The 25,474-nt window shown below is 64.9% G+C and carries 24 protein-coding genes, 1 tRNA gene and 1 pseudogene; 15 read left to right on the top strand and 11 right to left on the bottom strand.

Annotation, left to right across the window (positions count from 1 at the left end; genetic code table 11):
* Nucleotides 1-43: 43 nt before the first annotated feature.
* A complete protein-coding gene (locus tag ACFDR9_RS01245) occupies nucleotides 44-2,305 on the bottom strand; it encodes a putative bifunctional diguanylate cyclase/phosphodiesterase (protein WP_409029795.1) in 2,262 nt (753 codons plus the stop codon).
* Nucleotides 2,306-2,609: 304 nt separating this feature from the next.
* On the opposite strand from ACFDR9_RS01245, the gene aroC reads away from it, so the two are divergent.
* Complete coding sequence (gene aroC / locus ACFDR9_RS01240; RefSeq protein WP_017875751.1) at nucleotides 2,610-3,704, top strand: chorismate synthase; 1,095 nt, start codon at nucleotides 2,610-2,612, stop codon at nucleotides 3,702-3,704.
* Between the two features lie 74 nt (nucleotides 3,705-3,778).
* Here aroC and ACFDR9_RS01235 read toward each other — a convergent pair whose 3' ends face one another.
* The 3 genes and pseudogenes from ACFDR9_RS01235 to ACFDR9_RS01225 form a co-directional block, all read right to left on the bottom strand.
* Nucleotides 3,779-5,272 (bottom strand): HDOD domain-containing protein, encoded by a 1,494-nt coding sequence (locus ACFDR9_RS01235; RefSeq protein WP_017875750.1) that lies wholly within the window; start codon nucleotides 5,270-5,272, stop codon nucleotides 3,779-3,781.
* Nucleotides 5,269-6,993, bottom strand: coding sequence for a bifunctional diguanylate cyclase/phosphodiesterase (locus ACFDR9_RS01230; protein WP_017875749.1), 1,725 nt, complete (start codon nucleotides 6,991-6,993; stop codon nucleotides 5,269-5,271). Before ACFDR9_RS01230 ends, ACFDR9_RS01235 begins: the two co-directional genes overlap by 4 nt.
* Before the next feature lie 379 nt (nucleotides 6,994-7,372).
* Nucleotides 7,373-7,486: pseudogene (locus ACFDR9_RS01225) on the bottom strand (hypothetical protein); the annotation flags it as partial.
* Nucleotides 7,487-7,837: 351 nt separating this feature from the next.
* On the opposite strand from ACFDR9_RS01225, the gene ACFDR9_RS01220 reads away from it, so the two are divergent.
* The 5 genes from ACFDR9_RS01220 (at nucleotide 7,838) to ACFDR9_RS01200 (ending at nucleotide 11,772) form a co-directional block, all read left to right on the top strand.
* On the top strand, nucleotides 7,838-9,514 hold the full coding sequence (locus ACFDR9_RS01220) for an isovaleryl-CoA dehydrogenase (protein WP_026132664.1): 1,677 nt from the start codon (nucleotides 7,838-7,840) through the stop codon (nucleotides 9,512-9,514).
* Nucleotides 9,515-10,129 carry a TetR/AcrR family transcriptional regulator gene (locus tag ACFDR9_RS01215; protein ID WP_017875745.1) on the top strand — a complete coding sequence of 205 codons (615 nt, stop codon included), beginning with the start codon at nucleotides 9,515-9,517 and terminating at the stop codon, nucleotides 10,127-10,129.
* A gap of 127 nt (nucleotides 10,130-10,256) precedes the next feature.
* The gene (upp, locus tag ACFDR9_RS01210) at nucleotides 10,257-10,907 is read left to right on the top strand and encodes a uracil phosphoribosyltransferase (RefSeq protein ID WP_017875744.1); all 651 of its coding nucleotides are present in this window, start codon (nucleotides 10,257-10,259) and stop codon (nucleotides 10,905-10,907) included.
* Between the two features lie 16 nt (nucleotides 10,908-10,923).
* Nucleotides 10,924-11,283 (top strand): Hpt domain-containing protein, encoded by a 360-nt coding sequence (locus ACFDR9_RS01205; protein WP_017875743.1) that lies wholly within the window; start codon nucleotides 10,924-10,926, stop codon nucleotides 11,281-11,283.
* A gap of 285 nt (nucleotides 11,284-11,568) precedes the next feature.
* Entirely contained in the window at nucleotides 11,569-11,772 is a 204-nt protein-coding gene (locus tag ACFDR9_RS01200; protein ID WP_010398811.1) for a cold-shock protein, read from the top strand.
* A gap of 156 nt (nucleotides 11,773-11,928) precedes the next feature.
* Here the strand turns inward: ACFDR9_RS01200 and ACFDR9_RS01195 are convergent, their stop codons facing one another.
* A complete protein-coding gene (locus tag ACFDR9_RS01195) occupies nucleotides 11,929-12,840 on the bottom strand; it encodes a LysR family transcriptional regulator (RefSeq protein ID WP_017875742.1) in 912 nt (303 codons plus the stop codon).
* 214 nt (nucleotides 12,841-13,054) lie between these two features.
* On the opposite strand from ACFDR9_RS01195, the gene aceB reads away from it, so the two are divergent.
* Nucleotides 13,055-14,653, top strand: a complete 1,599-nt coding sequence (gene aceB / locus ACFDR9_RS01190; protein ID WP_026132663.1) for a malate synthase A — start codon at nucleotides 13,055-13,057, stop codon at nucleotides 14,651-14,653.
* Between the two features lie 85 nt (nucleotides 14,654-14,738).
* Here the strand turns inward: aceB and gloB are convergent, their stop codons facing one another.
* On the bottom strand, nucleotides 14,739-15,542 hold the full coding sequence (gene gloB, locus ACFDR9_RS01185; protein WP_409029794.1) for a hydroxyacylglutathione hydrolase: 804 nt from the start codon (nucleotides 15,540-15,542) through the stop codon (nucleotides 14,739-14,741).
* 19 nt (nucleotides 15,543-15,561) lie between these two features.
* Here gloB and ACFDR9_RS01180 point away from each other — a divergent pair, with 19 nt between their 5' ends.
* The 3 genes from ACFDR9_RS01180 to dnaQ all read left to right on the top strand — a co-directional run bounded on the left by ACFDR9_RS01180 (nucleotide 15,562) and on the right by dnaQ (nucleotide 17,621).
* Entirely contained in the window at nucleotides 15,562-16,344 is a 783-nt protein-coding gene (locus ACFDR9_RS01180; protein ID WP_409029793.1) for a class I SAM-dependent methyltransferase, read from the top strand.
* Entirely contained in the window at nucleotides 16,337-16,780 is a 444-nt protein-coding gene (rnhA, locus tag ACFDR9_RS01175; protein ID WP_409029792.1) for a ribonuclease HI, read from the top strand. Before ACFDR9_RS01180 ends, rnhA begins: the two co-directional genes overlap by 8 nt.
* Nucleotides 16,781-16,913: 133 nt before the next feature.
* Nucleotides 16,914-17,621 carry a DNA polymerase III subunit epsilon gene (gene dnaQ / locus ACFDR9_RS01170; protein ID WP_026132660.1) on the top strand — a complete coding sequence of 236 codons (708 nt, stop codon included), beginning with the start codon at nucleotides 16,914-16,916 and terminating at the stop codon, nucleotides 17,619-17,621.
* 10 nt (nucleotides 17,622-17,631) lie between these two features.
* Here dnaQ and ACFDR9_RS01165 read toward each other — a convergent pair whose 3' ends face one another.
* The gene (locus ACFDR9_RS01165; RefSeq protein ID WP_409029791.1) at nucleotides 17,632-18,234 is read right to left on the bottom strand and encodes a substrate-binding periplasmic protein; all 603 of its coding nucleotides are present in this window, start codon (nucleotides 18,232-18,234) and stop codon (nucleotides 17,632-17,634) included.
* A gap of 152 nt (nucleotides 18,235-18,386) precedes the next feature.
* Between ACFDR9_RS01165 and ACFDR9_RS01160 the strand changes: the two genes are divergently transcribed.
* Both ACFDR9_RS01160 and ACFDR9_RS01155 read left to right on the top strand, forming a co-directional pair.
* Nucleotides 18,387-18,461, top strand: a tRNA-Val gene (locus ACFDR9_RS01160).
* A gap of 150 nt (nucleotides 18,462-18,611) precedes the next feature.
* Complete coding sequence (locus tag ACFDR9_RS01155) at nucleotides 18,612-19,712, top strand: catalase family protein (RefSeq protein ID WP_409029790.1); 1,101 nt, start codon at nucleotides 18,612-18,614, stop codon at nucleotides 19,710-19,712.
* Here the strand turns inward: ACFDR9_RS01155 and ACFDR9_RS01150 are convergent.
* The 4 genes from ACFDR9_RS01150 to ACFDR9_RS01135 form a co-directional block, all read right to left on the bottom strand.
* On the bottom strand, nucleotides 19,684-19,854 hold the full coding sequence (locus tag ACFDR9_RS01150; protein WP_409029789.1) for a hypothetical protein: 171 nt from the start codon (nucleotides 19,852-19,854) through the stop codon (nucleotides 19,684-19,686). The two genes, ACFDR9_RS01155 and ACFDR9_RS01150, sit on opposite strands and share 29 nt — an antisense overlap.
* A gap of 98 nt (nucleotides 19,855-19,952) precedes the next feature.
* Nucleotides 19,953-20,480 carry a hypothetical protein gene (locus tag ACFDR9_RS01145; RefSeq protein WP_409029788.1) on the bottom strand — a complete coding sequence of 176 codons (528 nt, stop codon included), beginning with the start codon at nucleotides 20,478-20,480 and terminating at the stop codon, nucleotides 19,953-19,955.
* Between the two features lie 15 nt (nucleotides 20,481-20,495).
* Nucleotides 20,496-20,822, bottom strand: coding sequence for a BON domain-containing protein (locus ACFDR9_RS01140; protein ID WP_409029787.1), 327 nt, complete (start codon nucleotides 20,820-20,822; stop codon nucleotides 20,496-20,498).
* Nucleotides 20,823-21,004: 182 nt separating this feature from the next.
* Nucleotides 21,005-21,916 (bottom strand): LysR family transcriptional regulator, encoded by a 912-nt coding sequence (locus ACFDR9_RS01135; protein ID WP_409029786.1) that lies wholly within the window; start codon nucleotides 21,914-21,916, stop codon nucleotides 21,005-21,007.
* A 424-nt stretch (nucleotides 21,917-22,340) separates the two neighbouring features.
* On the opposite strand from ACFDR9_RS01135, the gene ACFDR9_RS01130 reads away from it, so the two are divergent.
* The 3 genes from ACFDR9_RS01130 to ACFDR9_RS01120 are packed head-to-tail and all read left to right on the top strand — an operon-like array spanning nucleotide 22,341 to nucleotide 25,412.
* The gene (locus ACFDR9_RS01130) at nucleotides 22,341-23,726 is read left to right on the top strand and encodes a nucleobase:cation symporter-2 family protein (RefSeq protein WP_409029785.1); all 1,386 of its coding nucleotides are present in this window, start codon (nucleotides 22,341-22,343) and stop codon (nucleotides 23,724-23,726) included.
* A 28-nt stretch (nucleotides 23,727-23,754) separates the two neighbouring features.
* On the top strand, nucleotides 23,755-24,774 hold the full coding sequence (locus ACFDR9_RS01125; protein ID WP_409029784.1) for an XdhC family protein: 1,020 nt from the start codon (nucleotides 23,755-23,757) through the stop codon (nucleotides 24,772-24,774).
* On the top strand, nucleotides 24,771-25,412 hold the full coding sequence (locus tag ACFDR9_RS01120) for a UbiX family flavin prenyltransferase (protein WP_409029783.1): 642 nt from the start codon (nucleotides 24,771-24,773) through the stop codon (nucleotides 25,410-25,412). The genes ACFDR9_RS01125 and ACFDR9_RS01120 overlap by 4 nt, the downstream gene beginning before the upstream one ends.
* Nucleotides 25,413-25,474: the final 62 nt, after the last annotated feature.

The raw sequence follows: 25,474 nt of genomic DNA, 5'->3' as shown, positions 1-25,474 counted from the left end.
TGTCTCTGGGGTCATTTTGCGACCCGACCCCAGGGGTGTTGCGTCAGGCGGCGCCTTCGAGGACGTCGTTGTTGAGCCAGCCGATCAGGGCCGCCGCCGTCATCGGCCGGGCGAACAGGAAGCCTTGCGCCAGCGGGCAGCCCAGCGCCTGCAGGATCTGCGCCTGGCGCTCGTCTTCGACGCCCTCGGCGATGACCGCCAGGCCGAGGTTGCGCCCCAGTTGGATGACCATTTCGGCGATGCTGCTGCCGCGCGCCGAGCCGGTGATTTCGGTGACGAAGGCGCGGTCGATCTTGAGCCGGTCCACTTGCAGGCGCTGCAGGTAGGACAGCGACGAGAAGCCGGTGCCGAAGTCGTCGATGGCGATGCTGACGCCGGTCTGCTTGACTTGCCACAGCATTTTGATGAGCAGGTCCGGCTCTTCCATCGCCATCGATTCGGTGATTTCCAGTTCGATGTATTCGGGTGGCGCCTGGGTGTCTTCCAGCGCCTGGCTGAGCATCTCGAGGAAGCGCGGGTGGCGGAATTGCACCTGCGAGACGTTCACCGACATCATGAAGTCGCGGTGGCCCTGTTCGCGCAGCAGCACCAGTTCGCGGCAGGCGGTGCGCAGCACCCATTCGCCCAGTTCGATGATCAGGCCCGAGTATTCGGCGATCGGGATGAAGCGGTCCGGCGAGATGAATTTGCCGTCCGGCGTCTGCCAGCGCAGCAGCGCCTCGGCGCCGACCGGGCGCCGGGTGGTCAGGTCGATCTGCGGCTGGTACACGACGAACAGCTGGTTCTGGCCGAACCCGGTGCGCAGCGCGTGCATCATGCGTACGCGTTCGCGGATTTCCACGCCCATGCTGCGCGAGAAGTAGAAGTGGCCGGCGCGCTGCTGGGTCTTGGCGCGCTTCAGGGCGATGTCGGCGTCCTTGAGGGCGTCGGCGCCGCAGCCGTCGTGCTCGCCCAGGCGCACCAGGCCCAGCGTGGCCGACAGTTGCACGTCCTGGCCGTCAATGCTGAACGGGGTCTGGAACAGCGCCAGGATCATCGCCGGGTTGACCTGGGCGGCGTCGCCGAGCACGCAGAAGATGTCGCCGCCCAGGCGCGCCACCGTCAGTTGCTGGCCCAGCCGCGATTGCAGCCGGCCGGCCACCGCCAGCAGCAGCAGGTCGCCGAACTGGTGGCCGAGCGCGTCGTTGGTTTCGGCGAAGTGGTCGAGGTCGACCAGCGACAGCGTGGCGTCGTCGCGCGCCGGCCCGGCCAGCGTGGCGTCGAGGATTTCCACCAGGCGGGTGCGGTTGGGCAGTTTCGACAGCTGGTCGTAGAAGGCGGCGTTGTGCAGGTGCGTGACCAGCTCGACGTTGTCGAGGCCGACCGCGACGTTGCTGCAAAATACTTCCAGCAGGCGCTCGTCGATGTCGGTGATCGGCCGCGGCAGTTGCAGGAAGGCGACGAAGTCGCGGCTGGCCTTGCCGGCGAAGTACAAGGTGACGAAGTCGTGGCTGTAGATGTTGCGGCGCTGTTCCAGCGTGCGCTCCATCGCGCCGACCGCGCGCTCGTCGTCGGCCGCCGTGATCTGGCCGTGCGGCAGCCGGCTGTAGCTGCCGGCGGCGGCGCTGACCATCAGTTCGCGGCATCGGCCGTCCGGGCATTCCTGCGCGCACAGCAGGCCGTCGGCCTTGACGCTGAGCAGGTCGGCGATCTGCGTCAACACGCCGGCGGCGAAGTTTTGCACGCCGTGCAGCGCCATCAACTGGGTGCTGGCGTGGACGATCTGGTTCAGGCCGCGCCGGCTGGCGCTGATCGAGCGGATCTGCTCGTACGAGCGGATCGCCGCCGTCACGGTGGTAAACAGTTTGATGCGGGTTAGCTCGGACTTGGTCTTGTAGTCGTTGATGTCGAAGTCGCGGATGGCGTCGATTTCCGGCGCGTAGCCGGGTTGGCCGGTGCGCAGGATGATGCGCACGTCGGCCAGTTTCAGCGTTTCGCGGATGTAGCGCACCAGGTGCAGGCCGGCGTCGTCCTGCTCCATGACGACGTCGAGCAGGATGACGGCGATTTCCTGTTCGTGCTTGAGCATGTCGCGCGCCTGCGCGGCCGAGTAGGCGTGGACGAATTCGAGCGGCCGGTGCTGCATGTCGAGGTTGCCGAGCGCGAAGGTCGTGGTCGAATGGACGTCCTCGTCATCGTCGATGATCATCACCCGCCAGACGTTGCGCGTGGCCGGCGCCGACGTCGGCGTCGGATGTTCTTCTAAGAATACCAGATCGTCGTGATCGTCCTTGTTGTGCTCAAGGGGGGTGATCGGTGCGGGCATGTGTCGCTTCTCCAAGATGTCTCGGTGTTCTTGTGAATAAGTATATAGCGAATTCATATGCGAAACGACTGTTTAGGCGTATTCAGCGACGCAATACGCGGCAGGATAGAAGAATTCGGCGTATTTCGCTAGATTTAATCAAAAACAATATATATTCCTTAATAATCTGTTGCGGCGCCGACTTGCGCGCGGCGCGCCGTTTCGCCGCCGGGCCGGCATCAAAGTGGCCGATTGCGCGCGATAGCGCCGCCCGAGCCGCCGCGGGCTGGTAGAATTGACCGTTTCAGCCTTTCGCGTCCCTACTATGTCCGGCAACTCATTTGGCAAGCTGTTTACTGTTACCACCTTCGGCGAATCGCACGGCCCGGCCATCGGCTGCGTCATCGACGGCTGTCCGCCCGGCCTGGTCCTGTCGGAAGCCGACATCCAGCCCGAGCTGGACCGGCGCAAGCCAGGCACCTCGCGCCACGTCACCCAGCGCCAGGAATCGGACACCGTGGAAATCCTCTCCGGCGTCTACCAGGGCGTCACCACCGGCACGCCGATCGCGCTGCTGATCCGCAACGAGGACCAGCGCAGCAAGGACTACGGCAACATCGCCGAGAGTTTCCGCCCCGGCCATGCAGATTACACCTATTGGCACAAATATGGCGTGCGCGATCCGCGCGGCGGCGGCCGTTCGTCGGCGCGCCTGACGGCGCCGGTGGTGGGCGCCGCGGCGATCGCCAAGAAGTGGCTGTTGCAGCAATACGGCACCGTCTTCATGGGTTGCATGAGCCAGCTGGGCGACATCGAGGTGCCGTTCCAGTCTTGGCGGCACGTCGCCGACAACCCCTTCTTTGCCGCCAGCGGCGACGCCGCGCTGATCGCCCGCATGGAGGAGGCGATGGACCAGTTGCGCCGCGACGGCGATTCGATCGGCGCGCGCATCGACGTGGTGGCGCACAACGTCCCGGTCGGCCTGGGCCAGCCGATTTACGACAAGCTCGACGCCGACATCGCCTACGCGATGATGGGCATCAACGCGGTCAAGGGCATCGAGATCGGCGCCGGCTTCAAGTCGGTGGCGCAGAAGGGTTCCGAGCACGGCGACGAGTTGACGCCGGAGGGCTTCGTCGGCAACAACGCCGGCGGCATGCTGGGCGGCATTTCAACCGGCCAGGACATCACGGTGTCGATCGCCATCAAACCGACCTCGTCGATCCGCACGCCGCGCCGCTCCATCGACAAGGAGGGCAAACCGGTGATGGTCGAAACCTTCGGCCGCCACGACCCCTGCGTCGGCATCCGCGCCACACCGATCGCCGAGGCCATGCTGGCGCTGGTGCTGATGGACCATGCGTTGATGCACCGCGCCCAGTGCGGCGACGTCAGCGTCGCCACGCCGAAGCTGGCCTGACGGGCAAGCCAAGGGCGTGACCCCGGCTGCGCGCCGGTGCTTGTGATGTTGCCGCGCGCCTGTTGACGGCGCGGTTAAGCGACTTTGTTGGCGATGATTTCGCGCTGGCGGCGCATCTCGACCGATTTCACCAGCATCGCGCGGATCTCGTTGATGAGTTCGAATTCGGCCTGGTTCAGCTGGATCGCCGGGAAGCTGTCGTCCCAGTCGCCGTAGATGAAGCCGGTTGGCTGGCCGTTCGACGACAGCGGCAGGATGACGAAGCAGCGCGCGTCCGGCAGCGTGGCCTTCCACCACGCCGGCAGCTTGGCGGCGAATTTCGGGTCGCGGGCGTTTTCAATGAAGATCACCCGGTCGCTGCTGAGCGCGGCGTGGAACACGTTCGGCTCGTAGGCGTCGGAAAACGCCATCTGCGCCTGCAAATCCTTGATGTTTTGCCCCAGGCTGATGCGCGCCACGTATTTCTTTTCCTTGTGGTTGCGCACGAAGGCCACCGCGCGCGAAAAATCGAAACCCTGGTACAGCGTCTCCAAGCCCATCGACACCATCTGGCCCGGGCTGGCGCTGCCGAGCGCGTCGCGCATGTCGGCCAGGCCGCTGACCAGCAGACGGTTGCCCTCGGCGCGCATGCGCGTCGACGCCAGCGCCCGCGCGCGCCGCTCGGCCGGCTTCGACAGCGGCGCGATCGACAGGTCGAGCGCCGCCATCGCCTTGGCTTTTTCAATCGCCTCGACCAGGTTGTCGGGCGCCACGCCGAGCATCTCGGTGTACTGCCCGATCAGCAGTTGCACCTGGGCGGCACCGGCGTCGTCGTCGTGCCACAGCGAGTCGGCGCAACGCGCCGACATGGTGCACAGCCCGGCCATCCAGTCGGCCCGGCTGATCTCGGCGCCGGCTTCGGCCGGCTCCATCGGCCGCATACCGCTGATCAGGTGCGGCGGTAGGCCCCAGTGCGCCGCCGTCGCGTAGCCGACTTCCTCCAGGGTCAAGCCGAGGATGTCCGGGGCCGCCGCGCTTTCGTTGCCGGGGCCGCCGTGCGCCTGCAGCTTGGCCCAGAAGTCGGTCATGTAGAACGTCACCATCATGCGCCCGAGCGTGTGCAGCATCGAGCACACCACGGCCTGCTCGGCGTTCTGGCTGGCCGCGCTGCTGGCGACCTGCTGCGCCACCATGCCGGCCAGCACCGCTTTTTCCATTTCAATATGGGCGCTCACCGAGTCCGGCGTCGCGTGCGACAGTTCCTCGATCAACTTCAGGCCCAGCGCCAGGTGGCCGATGGCGTCGATACCCAGCACCAGCACCGCCTTCGACACCGTGTTGACGCTCTGGCCGAACGCCGAGTACATGCCGCTGTTGGCCAGGCGCAGCACCTTCTGCGTCAGCACCGGGTCCGACAGCACCGTTTGCGTCATGTTGAAGCCGTGCTCGTCCTCGCCGCGCATGGCCCCCAGGATCGCGCTGACGGCCTTGGCGAAGCCGGGCATGTCGCCCTGCTGGCGGGTGCGCGCCCACAGCAGTTCCAGGGTATTCTTGCCGAGCTGGCTGGCGGGGATGAAGGCGGCGCTCATTGGACGCCCAGGCGCAGCTCCGACGGCAGCAGCGCGGCATGGGTCTTTTCCTTCAGCGCGGCCAGCGCGACGTGGGCCGGCATCGGCTTGCCGGTCAGGTAGCCCTGAATGTACTGGCAGCCGCGCGACTCGAGAAACAGCATCTGCGCCTCGGTCTCGACGCCCTCGGCCACCACCGACAGCGACAGGTGCTTGGCCAGGTCGAGCACGGCGTTGCAGATGGCGCCGTCTTTCTCGGCGTCCGGCAGGTCCTTGACGAAGGCGCGGTCGATTTTCAACACGGAAATGGGGAAACGCTTCAGGTAGGCCAGTGAGGAATAGCCGGTGCCGAAGTCGTCGATGGCGATGCGCGCCTTGCGTTCCGCCATTTTCGTCAGGATGGTTTCGGCGTGCACCGGGTCGATCATCAGTGTGCCTTCTGTAATTTCTAGTACCAATTGCTCACCGCGCAGTCCCGAAAACGCAATCGCATCGTCAAGAATATCAAGAAACTTGTCGTTGCGAAATTGCCGTGGACTAATATTAACAGAGATATATAGATGCCGCTTGGCAACTTCTTCGAATTGCCGCAACTGCACGCAGGCGGCCTTCAGCGCCCAGGCGCCCAGCAGGTTGATCAGGCCGTTGCTTTCGGCGATCGGGATGAAGCGCGACGGCGGCACCATGCCCAAGCTCGGGTGCTTCCAGCGCATCAGCGTCTCGAAGCCCTGGATCTGCCGGGTGCGGGCGTCGACGATGGGCTGGTAGTACAGCAGGAACTCGCCCTCGCGCACCGCCTGGAACATCGCCGCCTCCAGCGAGATGTCGTGCTCCGGCGGCCCGGACAGGCCGGGGTGGTAGACCAGGCAGCGGCCCTTGCCGGTGGACTTGGCGTGCGACATGGCGGCGTCGGCCAGCGCCACCAGGCGCACCTCGTCCTCGGCGTGCTGCGGATAGACCGACACGCCGACCGAGGCACCGACGTAGATCGTGTGGCCGTCGATTTCAAAGGGCGACTGCAGCGTGGCGATCAGGCGCCCGGTGACGAGCTTGATCTGGGGGTCGCTGGCGGTGCCGGGCAGCACCGCGACGAATTCGTCGCCGCCCACGCGCGCCAGCGTGTCGCTGTCGCGCAGCGTCTTGCGCAGGCGCGCCGCGGCCATGCGCAGCAGCGCGTCGCCGACCGGGTGGCCGAGGCCGTCGTTGACCTTCTTGAAGCCGTCCAGGCCGACGGTGGCCACGGCGAAGCCCTGGCCGGAGCGACTGGCCTGGGCGATGACCATGCGGATGCGGTCCGACAGCAGCGAGCGGTTCGGTAGTTCCGTGAGGGCGTCGTGGGTGGCCATGTGGCGCAGGTGCGCCTCGGTGGCGTGTTGGGCGTCGGTGTTGTGGCCGACCACCAGCAGTTCGCGCAGGCCGCCCTGGCCGAGATAAGCCGACACGCGCAGCGCGAACCAGATGTTGCCTTGCGGGGTTTTCAGGCGCGCGTTGGCATGCCGCGGCGCGGCGGCGTCTTGCAGCGCCAGCGCCAAGGCGCTTTGGCCCTCGTCGCAAAAAAGTCCGGTGAAGGGTAAGCCGAGCGGCGCGTCGGCCGCGCCAATGAGCGCCGCGGCGCGTTCACTGGCAAACAGGACCCGTCCCTCCAGGTCGAGCCGGAACACGACGTCGCCGGCCTCTTCCAGAAGGTTGTCTAGCGTGTCGCGCAGGGCGCGCTCGGCTATCGCGGGTGAACTGGAGAGCATCGTCTGTTTCTAAACTTTCTTTTATTGCATGTCAGAATTCCTACTAAATTCGTAGGCCGGCAGAAACTTCACATTGCCCCGGGCAAAATGAAGCCGCATCAAGACGAAATGTATCACCGAACAGGCGAAAATTACATGGAAAATAGCAATATCCAGCCATGAATACAGAATAGCCATTGATGGAAGTAAAGAAAACAGTCTTTAAATTGCTGACTACATAAATTGGAGTGGCGCTTGCGGCGGCGCGAAACGGTTGCCGTAGCGTTCGGCCAGCGCCGCCGCGCGTGGTAGCTCGCCAGCGTGGCCATGCGGTCGCCGGCCTGGGCCGGCGTCAGCGCGAGCAGGTGTTCCAGCTCGTGCTCGGCGGCCGGCGCGGCGCCAGCGCCTCCAGCCGCGCCAGCGCCTCGCCCAGCGCGATGGCGCCGCCGTTGACGTTGACCTTTTCCTCGGGCACGTCGAGTTCGCGCATGAAGCGCAGCACCACCGAGGCGAAGCGGCCGGCGGCGCGTGCGGCGGCGGCCTTTTGCTGCGAGCGCGGCGCGTAGGCGTCGACGGTCTGCGGAATCCAGTTGAGCGCCATGGTAGTGCCAATTTACCCGCAAAGCAACTGCTTGCTTCGCTTGGCCGATTGCGCTAATGTCAAATCTGCGCGGTGCGACCGGCCCTGCCAGCCCGCGCCATACCACCGGGAGCGCCGCGTTCCACAGCCACGAACACCAGCAATTGCAGGCGACCTTGACGCGCTTCATCGACGCCGAAATCAGCCCCCACGTCGACGAGTGGAAGCAGAAATTAGGCTGTCGCTCATCCGCCCCGGCACCCATCCACCATGGAGAGCAAACACATGAACCAGTTCGACACGCACGAAGTATTCAACCAAGCCCCGCCGTTCGAAAACGTCAACCTGTTCGACTGCGACCCGGCGCTGCGCGAGGCGCTGCAGCGCGAGGGCGGTGGCGCCTCGGCGGCGGCGCTGAGCGCGCTCGGCGAGCGCCTCGGCCGCGCCGAGACCTTGGACCTGGCGCGCCAGGCCAACGTCAACGCGCCGCGGCTGCACAACTTCGACCGCGCCGGCAAGCGCATCGACGAGGTCGAATTCCACCCCGCCTGGCACCAACTGATGGCGCTGCTGATCGAATCGGGCGCGCACTGCTCGGCGTGGGACGGCAGCCAAACCCAGGTGGCGCGGGCGGCCCAATATATGCTGTTCGGCCAGCTTGAAAACGGCTCGCAGTGTCCGGTAACGATGACCTACGCGTCGGTGCCGGCGCTGCGGCAGGCGCCGCACATCGGCGCGCGCTGGCTGCCGAAAATCCTGTCGCGCGAGTACGACCCGCGCTCGCTGCCGATCGCCCAAAAACGCGGCGCCCTGATTGGCATGGGCATGACCGAAAAACAGGGCGGCACCGACGTGCGCAGCAACGCCACGCGCGCCACCAAAGTCGAGCTGGACGAGGCCGCGGCCGTGGTCGGCCTGGACGACGCCGAGGGCCTGTACCGCGTCGTCGGTCATAAATGGTTTTTCTCGGCGCCGCAAAGCGACGCCCACTTGATATTGGCGCAGAGCGGGGACGCCGGCGGCGCCGGCCTGAGCTGCTTCTTGCTGCCGCGCTACCTGCCCGACGGCAGCCGCAACCAGATCCGCGTGCAGCGCTTGAAGGACAAGCTGGGCAACCGCTCGAACGCCTCGTCCGAAGTTGAATTCACCGGCGCCTACGCCTGGCTGGTGGGCCAGCCGGGGCGCGGCGTTCCGACCATCATCGAGATGGCCGGCCACACCCGCCTCGACTGCGTGCTCGGCAGCGCCGCCATCATGCGCGCGGCGCTGACGCACGCGCTGCACCACGCCCGCGCGCGCGCCGCGTTCGGCAAGCCGCTGGCGCAGCAGCCCTTGATGCAAAACGTGCTGGCCGACCTGGCGTTGGAGTCGGAGGCGGCGACCGCGTTCGCGCTGCGCCTGGCGCGCTGCTTCGACGAGGGCGCCGACCCGGCCCAGGCGCTGCTGGGGCGCTTGCTGACGCCGGCCGGCAAATACTGGATCTGCAAGCGCGGCCCGGGTTTCGGCGCCGAGGCGATGGAGGTGATGGGCGGCGGCGGCTACGTCGAAGACGGGCCGCTGGCGCGGCTGTACCGCGAGTTCCCGGTCAACTCGATCTGGGAAGGTTCGGGCAACGTGATGTGCCTGGACCTGCTGCGCGCGCTCGGCAAGAACTGCGCCGCGCGCGAGGCGCTGGCGGCCGAACTGGCGCTGGCCGGCACGGCCGACCCGGACTTCCACGCCTTCGCCGCGCGCCTGCTGGACGAGCTGGCGCGGTCGCAGACGGACGAGTACGGCGCGCGCGTGCTGGCCGAGCGCGTGGTGCTGGCGGTGCAGGGCGCGTTGCTGCTGCGGCACGCGCCGCCGTTCGTCGCGTCGGCCTTCGTCGCCTCGCGGCTGGCGCGCGAAGTGGGCGGCGCCTACGGGCGCCTGCCGGCCGGCGTCGATTGCGCGGCGATTCTCGCTCGTGCTTTAATAGCGTAAATGACGACCAATACAATTCCCCAGGCACCTAGCCCGGCCGCCCCCGCGGCGGCCGTTTCCGACGGCAACCGCCGCGCCGACCTGATCCGCGTGTCGGCGCGCCTGTTCCGCGACCGCGGCTACGACGGCACCACCATCCGCGACATCGCCGACGCCGTCGGCATGCGCTCCGGCAGCCCCTTTTACCACTTCAAGAGCAAGCAGGAGATCCTGGCGGCGGTGATGGAGGAGGGCTTGCTGTCGTGCCTGCCGGCGGTCGAACTGATCGTCGGCGGGGCGCTGCCGCCGCGCCAGAAGTTCCACGCGCTGGTGCGCGCCCACCTGGAAACCGTGCTGGGCGACGGCCACGACTTCATCCCGGTGCTGCTGTACGACTGGCGCTCGCTCAGCCCCGAGCTGCGCGAGGGCATCGTCGCCTTGCGCGACCGCTACGACCGCGTCTGGCAAAGCGCGCTCAGCGAGTTGAAGCGGGCCGGCCAGGTCAAGAGCGACAGCAAGGTCGCCCGCCTGCTGCTGCTGGGGGCGATCAACTTCAGCGTGCAGTGGTATCAGCCCGGCAAGGGTTGCACGCTGGACCAGCTGGCCGACGAGGCGGTGGACATGTTTTTGCTCTAAATTTCACGAAATTCGATACGTGGCGCGGCATTGGCTGTGATAATGCGTATACAACCATAGTAAATAAAAAGCAACTTGCGCGGTGGCCTCAGGCCGCGGGCGCTTCTCCAGAAAAGAGCAAAACAATATGAAACAAGATCCGCGTTTTCCCAACCTGTTCATCACCGACCACCCGCTGATCCAGCACAAACTGAGCCACATGCGCGAGCACGACACGTCGACGCGCACCTTCCGCGAGTTGCTCAAGGAAATTACTCTGCTGATGGGCTACGAAATCACCCGCGACCTGCCGCTGACGACGCGCCCGGTCCAGACCCCCCTGATGATGATCGACGCGCCCGTCATCGCCGGAAAAAAGCTGGCGATCGTGCCGATCCTGCGCGCCGGCATCGGCATGAGCGACGGCCTGCTGAATCTGGTGCCGTCGGCCCGCGTCGGCCACATCGGCGTCTACCGCGACCCCGACACCAAGCAGCCGGTGGAATACCTGGTGCGCCTGCCGGACCTGGTCGAGCGCACCTTCATCCTGTGCGACCCGATGGTGGCGACCGGCAATTCGGCGGTGCACGCGGTCGACGTGCTGAAAAAGCGCGGCGTCAGCGACGAGCAGATCATTTTCCTGGCGCTGGTGGCCGCGCCGGAGGGCGTGACGGTGTTCCAGAACGCCCATCCGAACGTCAAGATGTACGCCGCGGCGCTCGACTCGCACCTCGACGAGCACGCTTACATCGTGCCGGGCCTGGGCGACGCCGGCGACCGCATCTTCGGCACCAAGTAAGCGGCGCCGCGCACGCATGGCGACGCTGATCGACCCCGACTTCCGCGCCCGCCTGGATGCGTTGCGCGATAAATACGCGGCCGGCGTGCCGGGCCTGCTGGCGGGTATCGGCCAGGCGTTGGCGCGCTGCCGGGCGGAGCGGTGGAGCGCGCCGGCGTCGGCCGAGCTGCACACGGCGCTGCACACGGTGGCCGGTTCTGGCGCCACCTTCGGCTTCGCCGTGCTGGGGCAAGAGTGCCGCCAGCTGGAGCAGGCGCTGCGTTCGCTGGTCGACGGCGGCGGCGCCGACGCGCCCGGCTGGGCGGCGCTGGGCGCTGGCGTGGAGCGTTTGCTGACTTGGGCCGCGAACGACCCCAAGGGCGGGCCGCCGGCCTGACAGGCGTTTGCACGTTTGATCTAGCGCAAAGTACGGGGCGGGGCGCTTGGCTATAGTGACTTCTAAGCTGAAACAGCGCACTGCACCACAGGGTTGAGGGAAATTTGAAGCCGTCAATGCAGTGTCCGCAAGTTTTTTTTGCGTAAAAACGTGTTTTTTCTGTTTTAGTGGGTATAATAGGCAATCGTTGGATTCGAGGTAGTAGTGCAGTTTGTCTGTCATTCCTTTCTTGCTTCAAACGATATAACGGGAGCAATCCCAACTTAACTGAAATAGGAAATTGTAATGGCAACTGGCATCGTAAAATGGTTCAATGATTCGAAGGGTTTTGGCTTTATCACTCCTGATGAAGGCGGCGAAGATCTGTTCGCTCACTTCTCGGCGATTCAGTCGAACGGCTTCAAGTCCCTGCAAGAGAACCAACGTGTTTCTTTTGAAGTGACTGCTGGTCCTAAGGGCAAGCAAGCTTCGAACATTCAGCCAATCTAATACGCTGAATCAAACGAAATAAAGAAATCCTCGGTCTCCGGGGATTTTTTTTCGCCTGTACGCCGCGGTTTTTGTCGGTCGGCCTGGCGCGCCGGCGCGTAACGCGGCTGGCGTCGCCGGCGGCCCAGCGTCGGATGACGCTATCGCTCATCCGACCTACAAGACCGGCGCGCGCCAGTAGTCCGACTGCGCATAGCTGTGGCGCAAAAAATCCACGAACGCGCGTATCCGCAGCGGCAGGTGGCGGCGCTGCGCGAACACCGCGTAGATGTCGTTGCCCGGCGCGGCGTACTGGTCGAGCACGGTCACCAACTTCCCCGATTCGATCTCCGCGCCGACTTCCCACATCGAGCGCCACGCCAGCCCCTTGCCGGTCAGCGCCCAGTCGTGTAGCACCTCGCCGTCGTTACAGCCCATATTGCCCGACACCTTCAACGTCACGTTCTTGCCGTGTTCGCGGAAGGTCCAGCCGCGCTGGCTGCCCTCGCTGCTGATCGCCAGGCAATTGTGCTTGGCCAGGTCGGCCAGCGTCTGCGGCGTGCCGAACCGTTTCAAATACGCCGGCGAGCCGACCAGCACGCGCATATTGTCGGCCAGCTTGGCGCTGACCAGGTTCGAGTCGGACAGGCTGGCGATGCGGATGGCCACGTCGACGCCTTCGCCGATCAGGTCGACGATGCGGTCGTTCAAATTCAGCGCGACGGTGACGTCGCGGTGTTCGGCGACGAAGGAGGGCAGCAGCGGCGCCACGTGCTGGCGCCCGAAGCCGGCCGGCGCGGAGATCAGCAGGTGGCCGCTGGCCTTGACGCTGCGCTCCGCCACGGCCGCTTCGGCGTCTTCCAGTTCGCCCAGAATGCGCTGGCAATCCTCCAGGAAGGCGGCGCCCTCGTTGGTCAGCGCCAGCTTGCGCGTGGTCCGTTGTAATAATTTAACGCCCAAGCGCTGTTCCAACGCGTCCAGGCGGCGGCCGATCATTGCCGGTGCAATGCCCTCGGCGCGGGCGGCGGCCGACAGGCTGCCCTTGGCCACGACGTCGACGAAGGTGGAGATTTGTCTGAATTGTCCCATGGTCTCACTTGTGACAAAAATGCATAGATGAAGTGATTTATAGTCTCGTTTGAATACTTTATAGTGAATATACTGTAATACATATAAAACACCAAGTCGCCTATACTGGCGGAGTGCTGGACCGGCTAGCCCGGGCCGCCCGTTTCGGCTTGTAAACGTATTCGCTGTACTTATTGTTTGTTGTATTTATTACCTTTTTTATGCGGAGATTTTCATGACACAGTCCACCATCGCTATGCCGGCAGGAATGCAAATCACGGGCCAGATCAAGCCCGGCTACGAGCAAGTGTTGACCCCGGAAGCGCTGGCCCTGGTTGCCAAGCTGACCCGTGCGTTCGAACCGCGCCGTCAGGAATTGCTGGCAGTGCGCGTCGCGCGCGCCAAGCGCCTCGACGCCGGCGAGCGCCCGGACTTCCTGGCTGAAACCGCGCACATCCGCGCCGGCGACTGGAAAATCGCGCCGATTCCGGCCGCGCTCGAATGCCGCCGCGTCGAAATCACCGGCCCGGTCGAGCGCAAGATGGTCATCAACGCGCTGAACTCGGGCGCCGACAGCTACATGACCGACTTCGAAGATTCGAACACGCCGAACTGGGACAACCAGATTTCCGGCCAGGTCAATATGATGGACGCCGTGCGCAAGACCATTGCCTTGGAACAGAATGGCAAATCCTACAAGCTTAACGACAAGGTCGCGACCCTGGTGGTGCGTCCGCGCGGCTGGCATCTGGACGAGAAGCATGTGTTGGTCGACGGCCAGCGCATCTCCGGCGGCATTTTCGACTTCGCGCTGTTCATGTTCCACAACGCCAAAGAACAATTGGCGCGTGGCGCCGGCCCGTATTTTTACCTGCCGAAGATGGAATCGCACCTGGAAGCGCGCCTGTGGAACGACATCTTCGTGATGACGCAAACGGAACTGGGCTTGCCGCAGGGCACGATCAAAGCCACCGTCTTGATCGAAACCATCCTGGCCGCGTTTGAGATGGACGAAATCCTGTACGAATTGAAAGAGCACAGCTCGGGCCTGAACGCCGGCCGTTGGGACTACATCTTCTCGTGCATCAAGAAATTCAAGCTCGACAAGGATTTCTGCCTGGCCGACCGCGCCAAGGTGACGATGACCGCACCGTTCATGCGCGGCTACGCCTTGCTGCTGCTGCAAACCTGCCACAAGCGCAACGCGCCGGCGATCGGCGGCATGGCCGCGCTGATCCCGATCAAGAATGATCCGGAAAAGAACGACATCGCCATGGCCGCCGTGCGCGCCGACAAGGCCCGCGACGCCACCGACGGCTACGACGGCGGCTGGGTTGCCCATCCGGGCCTGGTCGAACTGGCCATGACGGAATTCAAAAAAGTGCTGGGCGAGAAGCCGAACCAAATCGACAAGCAACGCCCCGACGTCGCAACGACCCAGGCCGACCTGCTGAACTTCCAGCCGGAAGCGCCAATCACCGAAGCCGGCCTGCGTTACAACATCAACGTCGGTATCCATTACCTTGGCAGCTGGTTGGCCGGCAACGGTTGCGTGCCTATCCATAACCTGATGGAAGACGCCGCCACCGCCGAAATCAGCCGCTCGCAAGTGTGGCAATGGATTCGTTCGACCAAGGGCGTGCTGGAAGATGGACGCAAAGTTAGCGCCGACATGGTGCGCGCGATGATTCCGGAAGAGTTGCTCAAGGTTAAGCAAGTTGCGCCCAACGGCGACAACCCGACGTATGCCCGCGCCGCGGTGATTTTCGAGGAAATGTCGACGTCCGAATCGTTCGCCGAATTCCTGACCCTGCCGCTGTACGAAGAAATCTAAGCTATCTCAAACCAGGGGCGTAACCCCGGGGGCGGACCAGAAGGTCCGGCCCCGGCGTTGCGCCCTTTGCGTTGCCTGAGCGATCTTAAAAGCTATTTTTCCACTGCCTCAGCGCGGCGAACGCCGCCACCGGCGAGGCGCCCGGCGCCAGCCTGCCGGCCTCGACCAGCGATTCGACAATTTCCTGCTCGCTGTAGCGCAGGAAGGGATTGGTGGCCTTTTCCACGCCGATGCTGGTCGGCACGGTCGGCACGCCGTCCTCGCGCTTGGCCGCTTCAATGCGTACCCGCGCCATCAAGGCCAGGTTGTTCGGCTCGATGGCGGCGGCGAAGCGCAGGTTCGACAGCGTGTATTCGTGCGCGCAAAACACCTGGGTGTCGTCGGGCAGCGCGGCCAGCTTGCTCAGCGATGCCACCATCTGCTCCGGCGTGCCCTCGAACAGGCGCCCGCATCCGCCCGCAAACAAGGTATCGCCGCAAAACAGCCAGCGCTCGGCCGCGCCGTCGCGCCGCACGTAGGCGATGTGGCCCCGGGTGTGGCCCGGCACGTCCAGCACGGCGAACTCGACGTCGAGCCGCGGCAGGCTCACCACGTCGCCCTCTACCAACGGCCGCGCGACGGCGGCGATGGCATCATTGCGTGGACCGAACACGGGTACGGCATAATGCTGCAACAATTCAGGAACGCCGCCGATATGGTCAGCATGGTGGTGGGTGAGTAAAATGGCAGTCAGGGTAAGCCGATGCTGGTTCAGGGCGGCGAGGATCGGTGCCGCGTCGCCCGGGTCGACGACGACGGCGTGGACGCCATCGTGGATCAGCCACAGGTAGTTGTCGGCGAAGGCCGGGACGGTGAGTACGGTGGCGGCGTGCTTGGCAGTGGAAGTCATTATGTGGGGGTAGGCTGACATGGACAGTGCGACATCCGAGAAATCCATTATAGCGCTTGATGGCTGGTTGCAAACGCCGGCCGGCGTGTATGTGCGGGCGTGGGAGCAGGCGCGCCTGGACGAGTTGACGGCCGACATTTTCGGCTACAACGCGGTGCAGATCGGCATGCCGCAACTCGACGCGCTGGCGGCCAACCGCATGCCCAATCAATGGCTGGCCGAGACCCGCCTGGCCGGCCCGGCGCCGCAGGCGCAACCGCGCCGCACCAAGGTGGTCCTGAATTTCGACGAATTGCCGTTCGCCTCGCAAAGCCTGGACCTGGTGGTGCTGCCGCATGTGTTAGAGTTCGCCGCCGAGCCGCACCAGGTATTGCGCGAAGTCGAGCGGGTTCTTATTCCCGAGGGGCAATTGATCGTGTGCGGCTTCAATCCCGCCAGCCTGTGGGGCTTGCGCCAGATGGCCGGCAGGATGACCGGCTCGCCCTATCTGCCGCGGGCGGGCGAATTCATCTCTATGCCGCGCATGAAAGACTGGTTAAAATTATTGAATATGGGCGTCACCCAGAGCCATTTCGGCTGTTACGCCCCGGCATGCAGGACGGAAAAGTGGTTGCACCGGTACGCCTTCATGGACCAGGCCGGCGCGCGCTGGTGGCCGTACCTGGGCGCCGTATATATCGTGCAGGCGATCAAGCGCGTCAAAGGGATGCGGCTGATCGGTCCGGCGTGGACCAAAAAACCGGTAGCGGCCTCCGCGGGCGTGCCGGTCACTAATAAAAGGCGGGAACATCAAGATGGATAAAGTGGAAATTTACGCCGACGGCGCCTGCAAGGGGAACCCGGGCACCGGCGGCTGGGGTGCCTTGATGGTGGCCGACGGCGCGGAAAAGGAAATTTTCGGCGGCGAGCTGAACACGACGAACAACCGCATGGAATTGCTGGCCGTAATCCAGGCGCTGAACACCCTCAAGCGGCCCTGCGAAGTGGTGCTGTACACCGATAGCCAGTACGTGCAAAAAGGCATCAGCGAGTGGATCCACGGCTGGAAGGCGCGCGGCTGGAAGACGGCGGCCAAGGCGCCGGTGAAGAACGTCGACCTGTGGCAGGCGCTCGACACGGCGCAGGCGGCGCACCAGGTCGAATGGCGCTGGGTGCGCGGCCACTCCGGCCACGCCGGCAACGAGCGCGCCGACCAACTGGCCAACCGCGGCGTCGAAACCGTGCGCGTGGCGCGTTAAATCGGGGGGGGGGCAGACCCGACCCCAGCCCCACGCCCTTGGTGTATATGTCCGCGGCGCCGCCAAGACACTGCCCGCCGCCGCGCTTTGCTATACTGCCCGGCTTGCTTTCGATTCAACCTACTGACTCCCCATGCGCCAAATTGTTCTAGATACTGAAACCACCGGCTTGAACCCCCGCACCGGCGACCGCGTCATCGAAATCGGTTGCGTCGAGATGCACAACCGCATGTTAACGGGCAATAACTTCCACCGCTACATCAACCCGGAGCGCGACTCGGAAGAGGGCGCGCTGGCGGTCCACGGCCTGACCACCGAATTTCTCAGCGACAAGCCGAAGTTCGCCGAGATCATCGAGGAGCTGCGCGAATATATCGCCGGCGCCGAAGTCATCATCCACAACGCGCCGTTCGACCTGGGCTTTCTGAACGCCGAGTTCAAGCGCCTGAACGTGCCCAGCTTCAGCGAGCACATCGGCAACGTCATCGACACCCTGGTGCAGGCCAAGGAAATGCATCCGGGCAAGCGCAACTCGCTCGACGCGCTGTGCGACCGCTACGGCGTGTCGAACGCGCACCGCAAGCTGCACGGCGCCTTGCTCGACGCCGAGCTGCTGGCCGACGTCTACCTGTCGATGACGCGCGGCCAGAACAGCCTGGTCATGGAGGAGGAGGTCGAGGTGAGCGCCGACGGCGACGCGCTCGACAACGTGGCGCTGGCCGACATCATTTTCCTGCCGGCGGCGCCGGACGAGCTGGCCGAACACGAAGCGACGCTGGCGGGACTGGACAAGGCCGTCAAGGGCGCCTGCATCTGGCGCGTGCTGACCACGCCGGCTTAACGCAGGCGGCTTACTTGGCGCTCGCTTCGAGTTGCGCCATGTAGGCGCTTTCGAAATGCAGCACCTGTTTGTCGACCACGATTGCCGGCAATTTTTTCGTCACCAGTTTGCGGATGTTGTTGGTGTCGCTGGCGCTCACCTCGACCGGCTGCTTACCCTGTTTCACGGCGGCGTCGAAGGCGTCGCCGTTGGCGTAACCATCGACGATGCCGATTTTCAGGGTGGCCAGGTCGGCCTGGGTTTTCCACTGCACCGGCGCATCCTTGTGGCAGCCGATGCCGGTGACGGCCTTGCCGATCGGCGCCGAAAAATAGCATTTCTTAGTTCTCTCCTCGCTGTAAAACACCCGGAAATAGCCAATGAAGGAGGGGTCGGCTTCGCCTTTTTCCACCGCTTCCTTCCAGGTGAAGTAGTCGACCTTGACGCTGCCGCCGATCTGCTTGGCCGCTGCCGTGACAATCGCCCCGGAGAGTCCGTCGTTGGGTAGCGAACTGCCGGAAAACGGTAGCCAGTCCAGGCTTGCCAGATGCAACGTTTTGGGCGCGTCGGCGGCGAGCGCCGGCAGCATTGCGGACAACAACAGGGTGACGCCACAGGTATGCACGAGCTTCATTGCGGACTCCTTGATCGACGCGACAGGGTGCCAACGTTACCCGCCAAGCTTACTGCTGTTGGAATCGGGAAATAAAGGAAAATCTTGTTGTGGAATTTCCCCTCCGTCGTCTTGCAAAATTCGAACGGTGATGTCATAATTCGCCCCGCTTCGGGAGGTTAGCTCAGGGGTAGAGCACTGCATTCACACTGCAGGGGTCGCAAGTTCGAAACTTGCACTTCCCACCAAGAATTTTGTATCGCATCGATGGCCTGGCTCTTTTTGAGTCGGGCCATTTTTGTTTCGGGCGCCGCCTTCTGCACCGGGCATCGGGCATCGGTCCAGTGGTCCCAGCTGGACCCGGCGAGTGCGGCCCTGCGGGGCGACGGAGGCGCCAGATGTCAGTTACCCAACAGTTTGTCCGCTATCACGATGGCTTGGAGAAAAAACAGGAAAACGAGGACGCGCTGATCGAGGACATCGTCGCGTCGATGGCGCGGGTCAAGCGCAAAACCTTCGACAAGCTGCGCCATGCCGTGCGCGACGCCCACGCCAAAAGCCACGGCATTCTCAAAGGCCGGATCAGCGTCTACGACAACTTGCCGGAACCGCTGCGGCAGGGCGTGTTTTCCCGGCCGGCATCGTATCCGGCGGTGCTGCGCCTGTCGACGGCGGCCGGCGATATCCATAGCGACCGCACCTCGATGCCGCGCGGCATGGCCATCAAGATGCTGGGCGTCGACGGTCGCCAGTTGTTGCCCGGTCGCGAACTGGCCACCACCCAGGATTTGCTGCCGGTAAACCACCCGGTGATTGCGTTCGGCCACGTCGCGGCGTACGCGACAATCCAGCCGTTTGTCGAGAAGCACGTCGACGCGCCGGAAGTGTCGCGGCACATCGCCGCCGCGCTGGCGCGGGGCGGCAGCAAAGCCCTGCACGCGATCGGCGTGGAAAACGCCGCTATCGATACGCTGGGCGCGCCCAATAGCCACATTCTCGGCGAAACCTTCTACAGCATGGCCGCCATCCGCTACGTCGACTATGTCGCCAAGGTGTGCGTGGCGCCGTTGTCCTACGGCGTGCGGCAACTGACCGGGCAGTTGCTGCGCGACGGCGCCGACCCGTCGGAGTTGCGCGATCTGGTGGTCGCCTACTTTGAAAAGCAGGGCGCCGAGTACGAGGTACGGGGGCAACTATGCACCGATACCGGGCGCATGCCGATCGAAGACGCGTCCGTGCCCTGGCCGGAACAGGAGTCGCCATATATCCCGGTCGCCAGGCTGAGCATACCGGCGCAGCAGGCTTACAGCCCGGCGCGCAGGGTCTTCGCCGACGACGTGCTGTCGTTCAATCCATGGCACGGTATCGACGCGCATCGGCCGCTCGGCTCCATCATGCGCGTGCGCATCAAGGCGTATGAGATGTCGTCGGCCTACCGCCACCAGATGAACGCGCAGCCGCGCCTGGAAATTAGCCGCATCGAGGAAGTTCCAGATTAACGGCGCGGGTACGCGGCGCCGGCGCGGCGGCCTGCTGGAACGCCTTGTCGAGCACTACATGGTAGGCGGGGTTGCTGGCGGTGACGCCGAGCTGGTCGAACGTTTCCAGCGCCGCCAGCAGGATCGCTTGTTGAACGTCCATGTACTTGCCATAGGATGCAGGCGATAAAAACGACAAAAGCCGCTCAAGGGCGGCTTTCGATGACCGACCGGGGCAAACGCCCCGGCAACCCACTGGCGTCAGGCCGAGGCCGGCGCATGCGCCTCGGAGGTCGACTTGATGTCTTCGGCGTTGGCCCGCTCGAAAATATCCTTGGCAACCTTGATCTGGTCGCCATTTTCCGCGTGGACCGAGATCAATACATTACCGTTGCGCACTTTGTTGTCGTACTGCTTGGCCTCCAACTCGGGTATGCCCATGCCGACCAGCCCACCGATAATGCCGCCGGTGGCGCCGCCGAGCGCGGCGCCACCGAGCGCCGCCATGATCGGGCCGGCGGCGATGAACGGACCGACGCCCGGAATGGCCAGCGAACCGATGCCGGCCAGCCAGCCGAGGATTGCGCCGGCGCCCATGCCGGCGACACCGCCGCTGGCGGCGCCCTCAGGCATTTTGGTGTTCTGTTCGTGGGCGAAGTCGCGCGTGCCGGACTTGTCCGGGAACAGGACCGAAATGTCGTTGCTGGAGAAGCCGGCGCTCTTCAAATTGTTGACGATGATCTCGGCGTGTGGATGGTCCTGGGCGATGCAATAGACGGCGTTGTGCATGGTGTGCTCCTAAAATTAATGGGTTTTGATATCGAGGCTGTTATTGACGCTGGAGACGCCGGCGACCTGCTTCGCCAGCGCTTCGATCTTGCTTTTCTCGGTGTCGCTGTTGACGGGCCCGCGCAGCGTGACGACGCCGTTGGCGACCAGGATCTTGACGTTGTGCGCGCTGGTCGACAGCGACTTGTCGTCGACCACGGTGCGGCGCACCGCCGCCAGCAGCTTGCGGTCCGACCCGGCGTTCGATTGGGCTTGCGGCGTGGCGCTGGCGGCGCTCTTATCGCGCGCGTTCAGCAGCGTATTGTCGGCTACCGGCGAAGCCTGGCCGTGGGCGGCCGGCATGGTGGCCTTTGGCGCGCTGCTCTGGTCTGTGGCCAGGGCGGCGCCACAAGATAAGACGAGAGACAGTCCGATAAATGTTGCTGCGTGTCGCATGGCGTACTCCCTTCGGTGAATTGGCGTGCTCAGCGCCGGAGTAGCCAGAATAAACAAGGCAAGCGTGCTGGTCTGTTAAACACCCAACCTTAGGGCAATGAAAGCGCGGGCGGGATGGCTTTCTGCTCGGCCAACCCGCGCATGATGGCCAGGAACACCTGCAGCACCGGCGACGGGTCTTGTTTGCGGTAGGTCGCGTACAGCGTGGTGCTGGGCGCCGGCTCGACCAGCTTGCGGTAGGACACGCCGGCGTGGGGGAACATCACCGTCGAGGCCGGCAGCAGGCCGATTCCCAGGCCTTCCCTGACCAGGCTAAGCAAGGTCTGCACTTCGACAACTTGCTGGTAGATGCGCGGCGTAAAGCCCGCTTCGATGCAGCTTTGGTACAGGTAGGCGGCAAATTGCGACTGGTCGAGTTTGAACGAAATGAAGGGCTGCTCGGCCAGGTCCGCCAGGCGCAGGCGCGCCCGCTTGGCCAGCGGGTGCAGCTGCGGCAGCACGACGGCGATCGCCTCGCTGGCAAGCGCCTCGCTGACCAGTTGCGGGTCTTGTTGCGCGGTGCGGAACAGGCACAGGTCGAGCCGGCGCTCCTTCAAGGCCACCAGTTGCGCCGCCGGCATCATCTCGTGCAAGGTCCATTTGACGTCGGGATGGCGGTCCTGGAACAGCCGCAGCGCGCGCGGCAGCACGCCGACCATCACCGAACTGATCATTCCAATTTCCAACGTGCCCAGGTGGCCGCGCCCCGCCTGGCGGGTCAGGTCGACGGCGCGCGCCATTTGCGCGAAGACCAGCGCGGCCTGGCTTTTCAGCGCCACGCCGGCCGCCGTCAGCTCGACGCGGCGTTGGGTGCGCAGGAACAGCGGCGTGCCCAGCTCGCCTTCGAGCAGGCGGATTTGCTGGCTTAGCGGCGGTTGCGACATGTTCAGCCGGGTCGCCGCGCGGCCGAAATGGAGCTCTTCCGCAAGCACGGAAAAGTAGCGTAGAAGGCGCAGATCCATATCCTGTCGATATCAATGATGGCTGAAGAATATATTGTACAAATAAATAGCCCCTCGCCATACTTTCAGCCACGTCATCACGAAACATTCCAGTCCGGCGTGTCGACACCGCAACAGTTGATTGCAGCGCTCGCGCCGGCGATCCAGGAGAGCTGAACATGATCCACCCGAACGTCTACGGTAAATCCTCTCCGGTCCGGGCCGCGGCCGAGACCCCGGCCCTGTGGGTGCTGCGCGAGCATCTGGCGCTGACCGGCGCCGCCGCCGAGTAAAGGATGGCCATAGGCCGGGTGAGCGCGTTGGCGCCGCCGGCCACGTGGCAGCTTGATTTTCGCAGCACCGATGTTTGCGCATCGCCGCAAGGCCACGAGCAGGAAACTGCGCGGCACTGGAACGCGACTGGCGCCCACCGATTGGGGACCGCATGACTAGCTCAGCGCAATTGCATTCCGTCGATGAAGTGTTGCCCCGGGCCACGCTGTGCGTGCTGGGCCTGCAGCATGTGTTGGTGATGTACGCGGGCGCCATCGCCGTGCCGCTGATTGTCGGCGGCGCCTTGCGCCTGCCCAAGGAGGAGTTGGCGTTCCTGATCAGCGCCGACCTGTTTTGTTGCGGCCTCGTCACCATGTTGCAGTGCATAGGCGTGTGGAATATCGGCATCCGCCTGCCCGTGATGATGGGCGTCGCCTTCACGGCGGTCGCGCCGATCATCGCCATCGGCCTCGGTCCCGGGCTCGGCATGCCGGCGGTGTTCGGCGCGGTGATCGCCTCCGGCGTCTTCACCTACGTGGCGGCGCCGTACATGAGCGGCCTGGCGCGCTGGTTCCCCCCGGTCGTCACCGGCACGGTGGTGCTGGTAATCGGCATCTCGCTGCTGCGGGTCGGCATCAATTGGGTCGCCGGCGGCCAGCCGACGCTGCCGGGGCCCCACGGGCCGGTCGCCAATCCCCTGTACGGCGTGCCGCTCAACCTGGGCATCGCCGCCAGCGTGCTGGCGACGGTGTTGCTGGTCAGCGCAACGCTGCGCGGTTTCCTTGCCAACATCTCGGTCTTGCTCGGCATCGCGGTGGGCTGCGCCATTGCCGTCGTCTTCGGCAAGGTCAGCTTCGCCGGCATCGGCGCCGCCGCATGGTTCAACCTGGTCACGCCGTTCCATTTCGGCCCGCCCAGCTTTGACCCGATGGCCATCGCCACGCTCAGCGTCGTCATGGTCGTCATCATGATCGAGTCGACCGGCCTGTTCATGGCGCTGGGCGAGATCAGCGAGCGGCCGGTGAGCGAACGGGACCTGGCGCGCGGACTGCGCGCCGACGGCGTCGGCAACATCATCGGTGGCGTCTTCGGCACCTTCAGCTACACCTCGTATTCGCAAAATATCGGCCTGGTCCAGATCACCGGCGTGCGCAGCCGCTGGGTCTGCGCGGTCGCCGGCGCCATGCTGGTGGTGCTCGGCTGCGTGCCGAAACTGGCTTTCCTGGCGGCCTCGATTCCGCCGTACGTGCTGGGCGGCGCGGCCATGGTGATGTTCGGCATGGTGGCCGCCAGCGGCGTCAAGATCCTGTCGCGCGCCGATTTCCACGGCAACGGCAAGAACCTGTATGTGGTCGCCGTCAGCGTTGCGCTCGGCATGATCCCGCTGGTGGCCGAGCATTTCTTCGCGCAGTTGCCCGAGTTGGCGGCCAAGTTCTTGCATAACGGCATTTTACTGGGATCGTTCTCGGCCGTGCTGCTGAACCTGCTTTTCAACCGTCCGGGCAGGGCCGCCCGGACGCCGTTCGGCGCCCGCGACGAACCGCGCAACGTGGCTTGAACCGTTTTCTACGACATGGATAACAATTATGGATAGCATCAACCTGGAAGTATTAAGCGCCTGCGCGGCGTGGATAGCCGAGGGGCGCCGCTGCGAACTGGTGACGGTCGTCAAGACCTGGGGTTCCAGCCCGCGCCCGGAAGGCGCCATGCTGGCCCTGTGCGAGGACGGCGCGGTGGTCGGTTCGGTGTCCGGCGGCTGTATCGAGGACGATTTGATCGAACGGGTGGGCAAGCGCGGCATCGGCGCCGGCTTGCCGCGGATCGTACGCTACGGCGTCGGCGCCGACGAGGCGCACCGCTTCGGGCTACCGTGCGGCGGCGCCATCGAACTGGCGATCGAGCCGCTCGGCGCCGCCAGCCAGATCGCGGCGCTGCTGCGGCGCCTGGCGCGGCATGAACTGGTGGCGCGCCGGCTCGACCTGGCCACCGGCGCGGTGACGCTGATGCCGGCCGGCGGCGCCATCGGCTTGCGGCTGTCGGCCACGGCGCTGACCACTTTTCACGGGCCGCGCTGGCGCCTGCTGATCATTGGCGCCGGGCAATTGTCGCGCTTCCTGGCGCAGATCGCCGTCGGCATGGATTACCACGTGACGGTGTGCGATCCGCGCGAAGAGTACCGCGCCGGCTGGCAGGTGGCCGGCGTCGACCTGGTGCACGCCATGCCGGACGACCTGGCCGTCGCCATGCGCCTCGACGGCCATAGCGCCGTCGTTGCGCTCACGCACGATCCGAAACTCGACGACCTGGCGTTGATGGAGGCGCTGCGCAGCGACGCGTTCTATGTCGGCGCGATCGGTTCGCGCCACAACAACGCCCGGCGGCGCGAGCGGCTGATGCTGTTCGACGTCAGCGAGGCGCAATTGGAGAGGTTGCACGGCCCGATCGGCTTGTACATCGGCAGCACGACACCGGCCGAGATCGCCATCGCCATCCTCGCCGAGATGACGGCGGTAAAGAATGGCGTGCCCCTGCTGGCCGAGGCGCGCATCGAAAACGCCAAGCTGGCGCTGCGGCGGGCCGATTCCGACGCGGCGTGCCAGTTATGAAAAAACGCCTGGTCATCGCCATCACCGGCGCCAGCGGCGCGGTCTACGGCGTGCGGATGCTGCAGGTGCTGGCCCGGCTCGACGAATGGGAGAGCCATCTGGTGATGTCGGCCTCGGGCGCGCTGACCGCCACGCACGAGCTGGGCATGCGCAAGTCGCAGATCGAGGCGCTGGCCGACGTGGTGTACAACGTGCGCGACATCGGCGCCAGCGTCGCCAGCGGCTCGTTCCGGTGCGACGGCATGGTTATCGCGCCGTGTTCGATGCGCACGCTGGCCGCCGTCGCGCACGGGCTGGCCGACAACCTGGTCACGCGCGCGGCCGACGTTATGCTCAAGGAACGGCGCCGGCTGGTCTTGCTGGCGCGCGAGACGCCGCTGAATCTGGCGCATCTGCGCAACATGACGGCGGTCACGGAACTGGGCGCGATTGTCTGCCCGCCGGTGCCGGCTTTCTATACCCGGCCGCAGAGCATCGACGAGATCGTCGACCACACGGTCGGCCGCGCGCTCGACCTGTTCGACGTCGCGCACGCCGGCCTGGTGCGGCGCTGGCAGGGCATCCAAGCGGGCGCCGGGCTTGATCTATCCATCGGCGAACACAATGGGCGCGGCTCCGGCGCCGCGAAGGAGGGGTGATCGACAGCTGATTAACATGAAAACTTAAGCCATATCTAGTGGGTAGAAGCGATCAGCTCTTC

Origin of the sequence: Janthinobacterium sp. CG_23.3 (assembly GCF_046115965.1) — a bacterium.
Classification (GTDB): Bacteria; Pseudomonadota; Gammaproteobacteria; order Burkholderiales; family Burkholderiaceae_D; genus Janthinobacterium.
This window is presented reverse-complemented; position numbering and strand designations above follow the sequence as displayed.

Bases quoted from the DNA above. Each gene is read 5' to 3' on its own strand.
- aceB (WP_026132663.1), top strand. From the start codon at position 13,055: ATGACACAGTCCACCATCGCTATGCCGGCAGGAATGCAAATCACGGGC.
- ACFDR9_RS01235 (WP_017875750.1), bottom strand. From the start codon at position 5,272: ATGAGCGCCGCCTTCATCCCCGCCAGCCAGCTCGGCAAGAATACCCTG.
- ACFDR9_RS01125 (WP_409029784.1), top strand. From the start codon at position 23,755: ATGGATAGCATCAACCTGGAAGTATTAAGCGCCTGCGCGGCGTGGATA.
- ACFDR9_RS01120 (WP_409029783.1), top strand. From the start codon at position 24,771: ATGAAAAAACGCCTGGTCATCGCCATCACCGGCGCCAGCGGCGCGGTC.
- ACFDR9_RS01130 (WP_409029785.1), top strand. From the start codon at position 22,341: ATGACTAGCTCAGCGCAATTGCATTCCGTCGATGAAGTGTTGCCCCGG.
- ACFDR9_RS01200 (WP_010398811.1), top strand. From the start codon at position 11,569: ATGGCAACTGGCATCGTAAAATGGTTCAATGATTCGAAGGGTTTTGGC.
- ACFDR9_RS01195 (WP_017875742.1), bottom strand. From the start codon at position 12,840: ATGGGACAATTCAGACAAATCTCCACCTTCGTCGACGTCGTGGCCAAG.
- ACFDR9_RS01245 (WP_409029795.1), bottom strand. From the start codon at position 2,305: ATGCCCGCACCGATCACCCCCCTTGAGCACAACAAGGACGATCACGAC.
- ACFDR9_RS01165 (WP_409029791.1), bottom strand. From the start codon at position 18,234: ATGAAGCTCGTGCATACCTGTGGCGTCACCCTGTTGTTGTCCGCAATG.
- ACFDR9_RS01140 (WP_409029787.1), bottom strand. From the start codon at position 20,822: ATGCCGGCCGCCCACGGCCAGGCTTCGCCGGTAGCCGACAATACGCTG.
- ACFDR9_RS01205 (WP_017875743.1), top strand. From the start codon at position 10,924: ATGGCGACGCTGATCGACCCCGACTTCCGCGCCCGCCTGGATGCGTTG.
- upp (WP_017875744.1), top strand. From the start codon at position 10,257: ATGAAACAAGATCCGCGTTTTCCCAACCTGTTCATCACCGACCACCCG.
- aroC (WP_017875751.1), top strand. From the start codon at position 2,610: ATGTCCGGCAACTCATTTGGCAAGCTGTTTACTGTTACCACCTTCGGC.
- ACFDR9_RS01180 (WP_409029793.1), top strand. From the start codon at position 15,562: ATGGACAGTGCGACATCCGAGAAATCCATTATAGCGCTTGATGGCTGG.
- dnaQ (WP_026132660.1), top strand. From the start codon at position 16,914: ATGCGCCAAATTGTTCTAGATACTGAAACCACCGGCTTGAACCCCCGC.
- rnhA (WP_409029792.1), top strand. From the start codon at position 16,337: ATGGATAAAGTGGAAATTTACGCCGACGGCGCCTGCAAGGGGAACCCG.
- ACFDR9_RS01135 (WP_409029786.1), bottom strand. From the start codon at position 21,916: ATGGATCTGCGCCTTCTACGCTACTTTTCCGTGCTTGCGGAAGAGCTC.
- ACFDR9_RS01155 (WP_409029790.1), top strand. From the start codon at position 18,612: ATGTCAGTTACCCAACAGTTTGTCCGCTATCACGATGGCTTGGAGAAA.
- gloB (WP_409029794.1), bottom strand. From the start codon at position 15,542: ATGACTTCCACTGCCAAGCACGCCGCCACCGTACTCACCGTCCCGGCC.
- ACFDR9_RS01215 (WP_017875745.1), top strand. From the start codon at position 9,515: ATGACGACCAATACAATTCCCCAGGCACCTAGCCCGGCCGCCCCCGCG.
- ACFDR9_RS01230 (WP_017875749.1), bottom strand. From the start codon at position 6,993: ATGCTCTCCAGTTCACCCGCGATAGCCGAGCGCGCCCTGCGCGACACG.
- ACFDR9_RS01150 (WP_409029789.1), bottom strand. From the start codon at position 19,854: ATGGACGTTCAACAAGCGATCCTGCTGGCGGCGCTGGAAACGTTCGAC.
- ACFDR9_RS01145 (WP_409029788.1), bottom strand. From the start codon at position 20,480: ATGCACAACGCCGTCTATTGCATCGCCCAGGACCATCCACACGCCGAG.
- ACFDR9_RS01220 (WP_026132664.1), top strand. From the start codon at position 7,838: ATGAACCAGTTCGACACGCACGAAGTATTCAACCAAGCCCCGCCGTTC.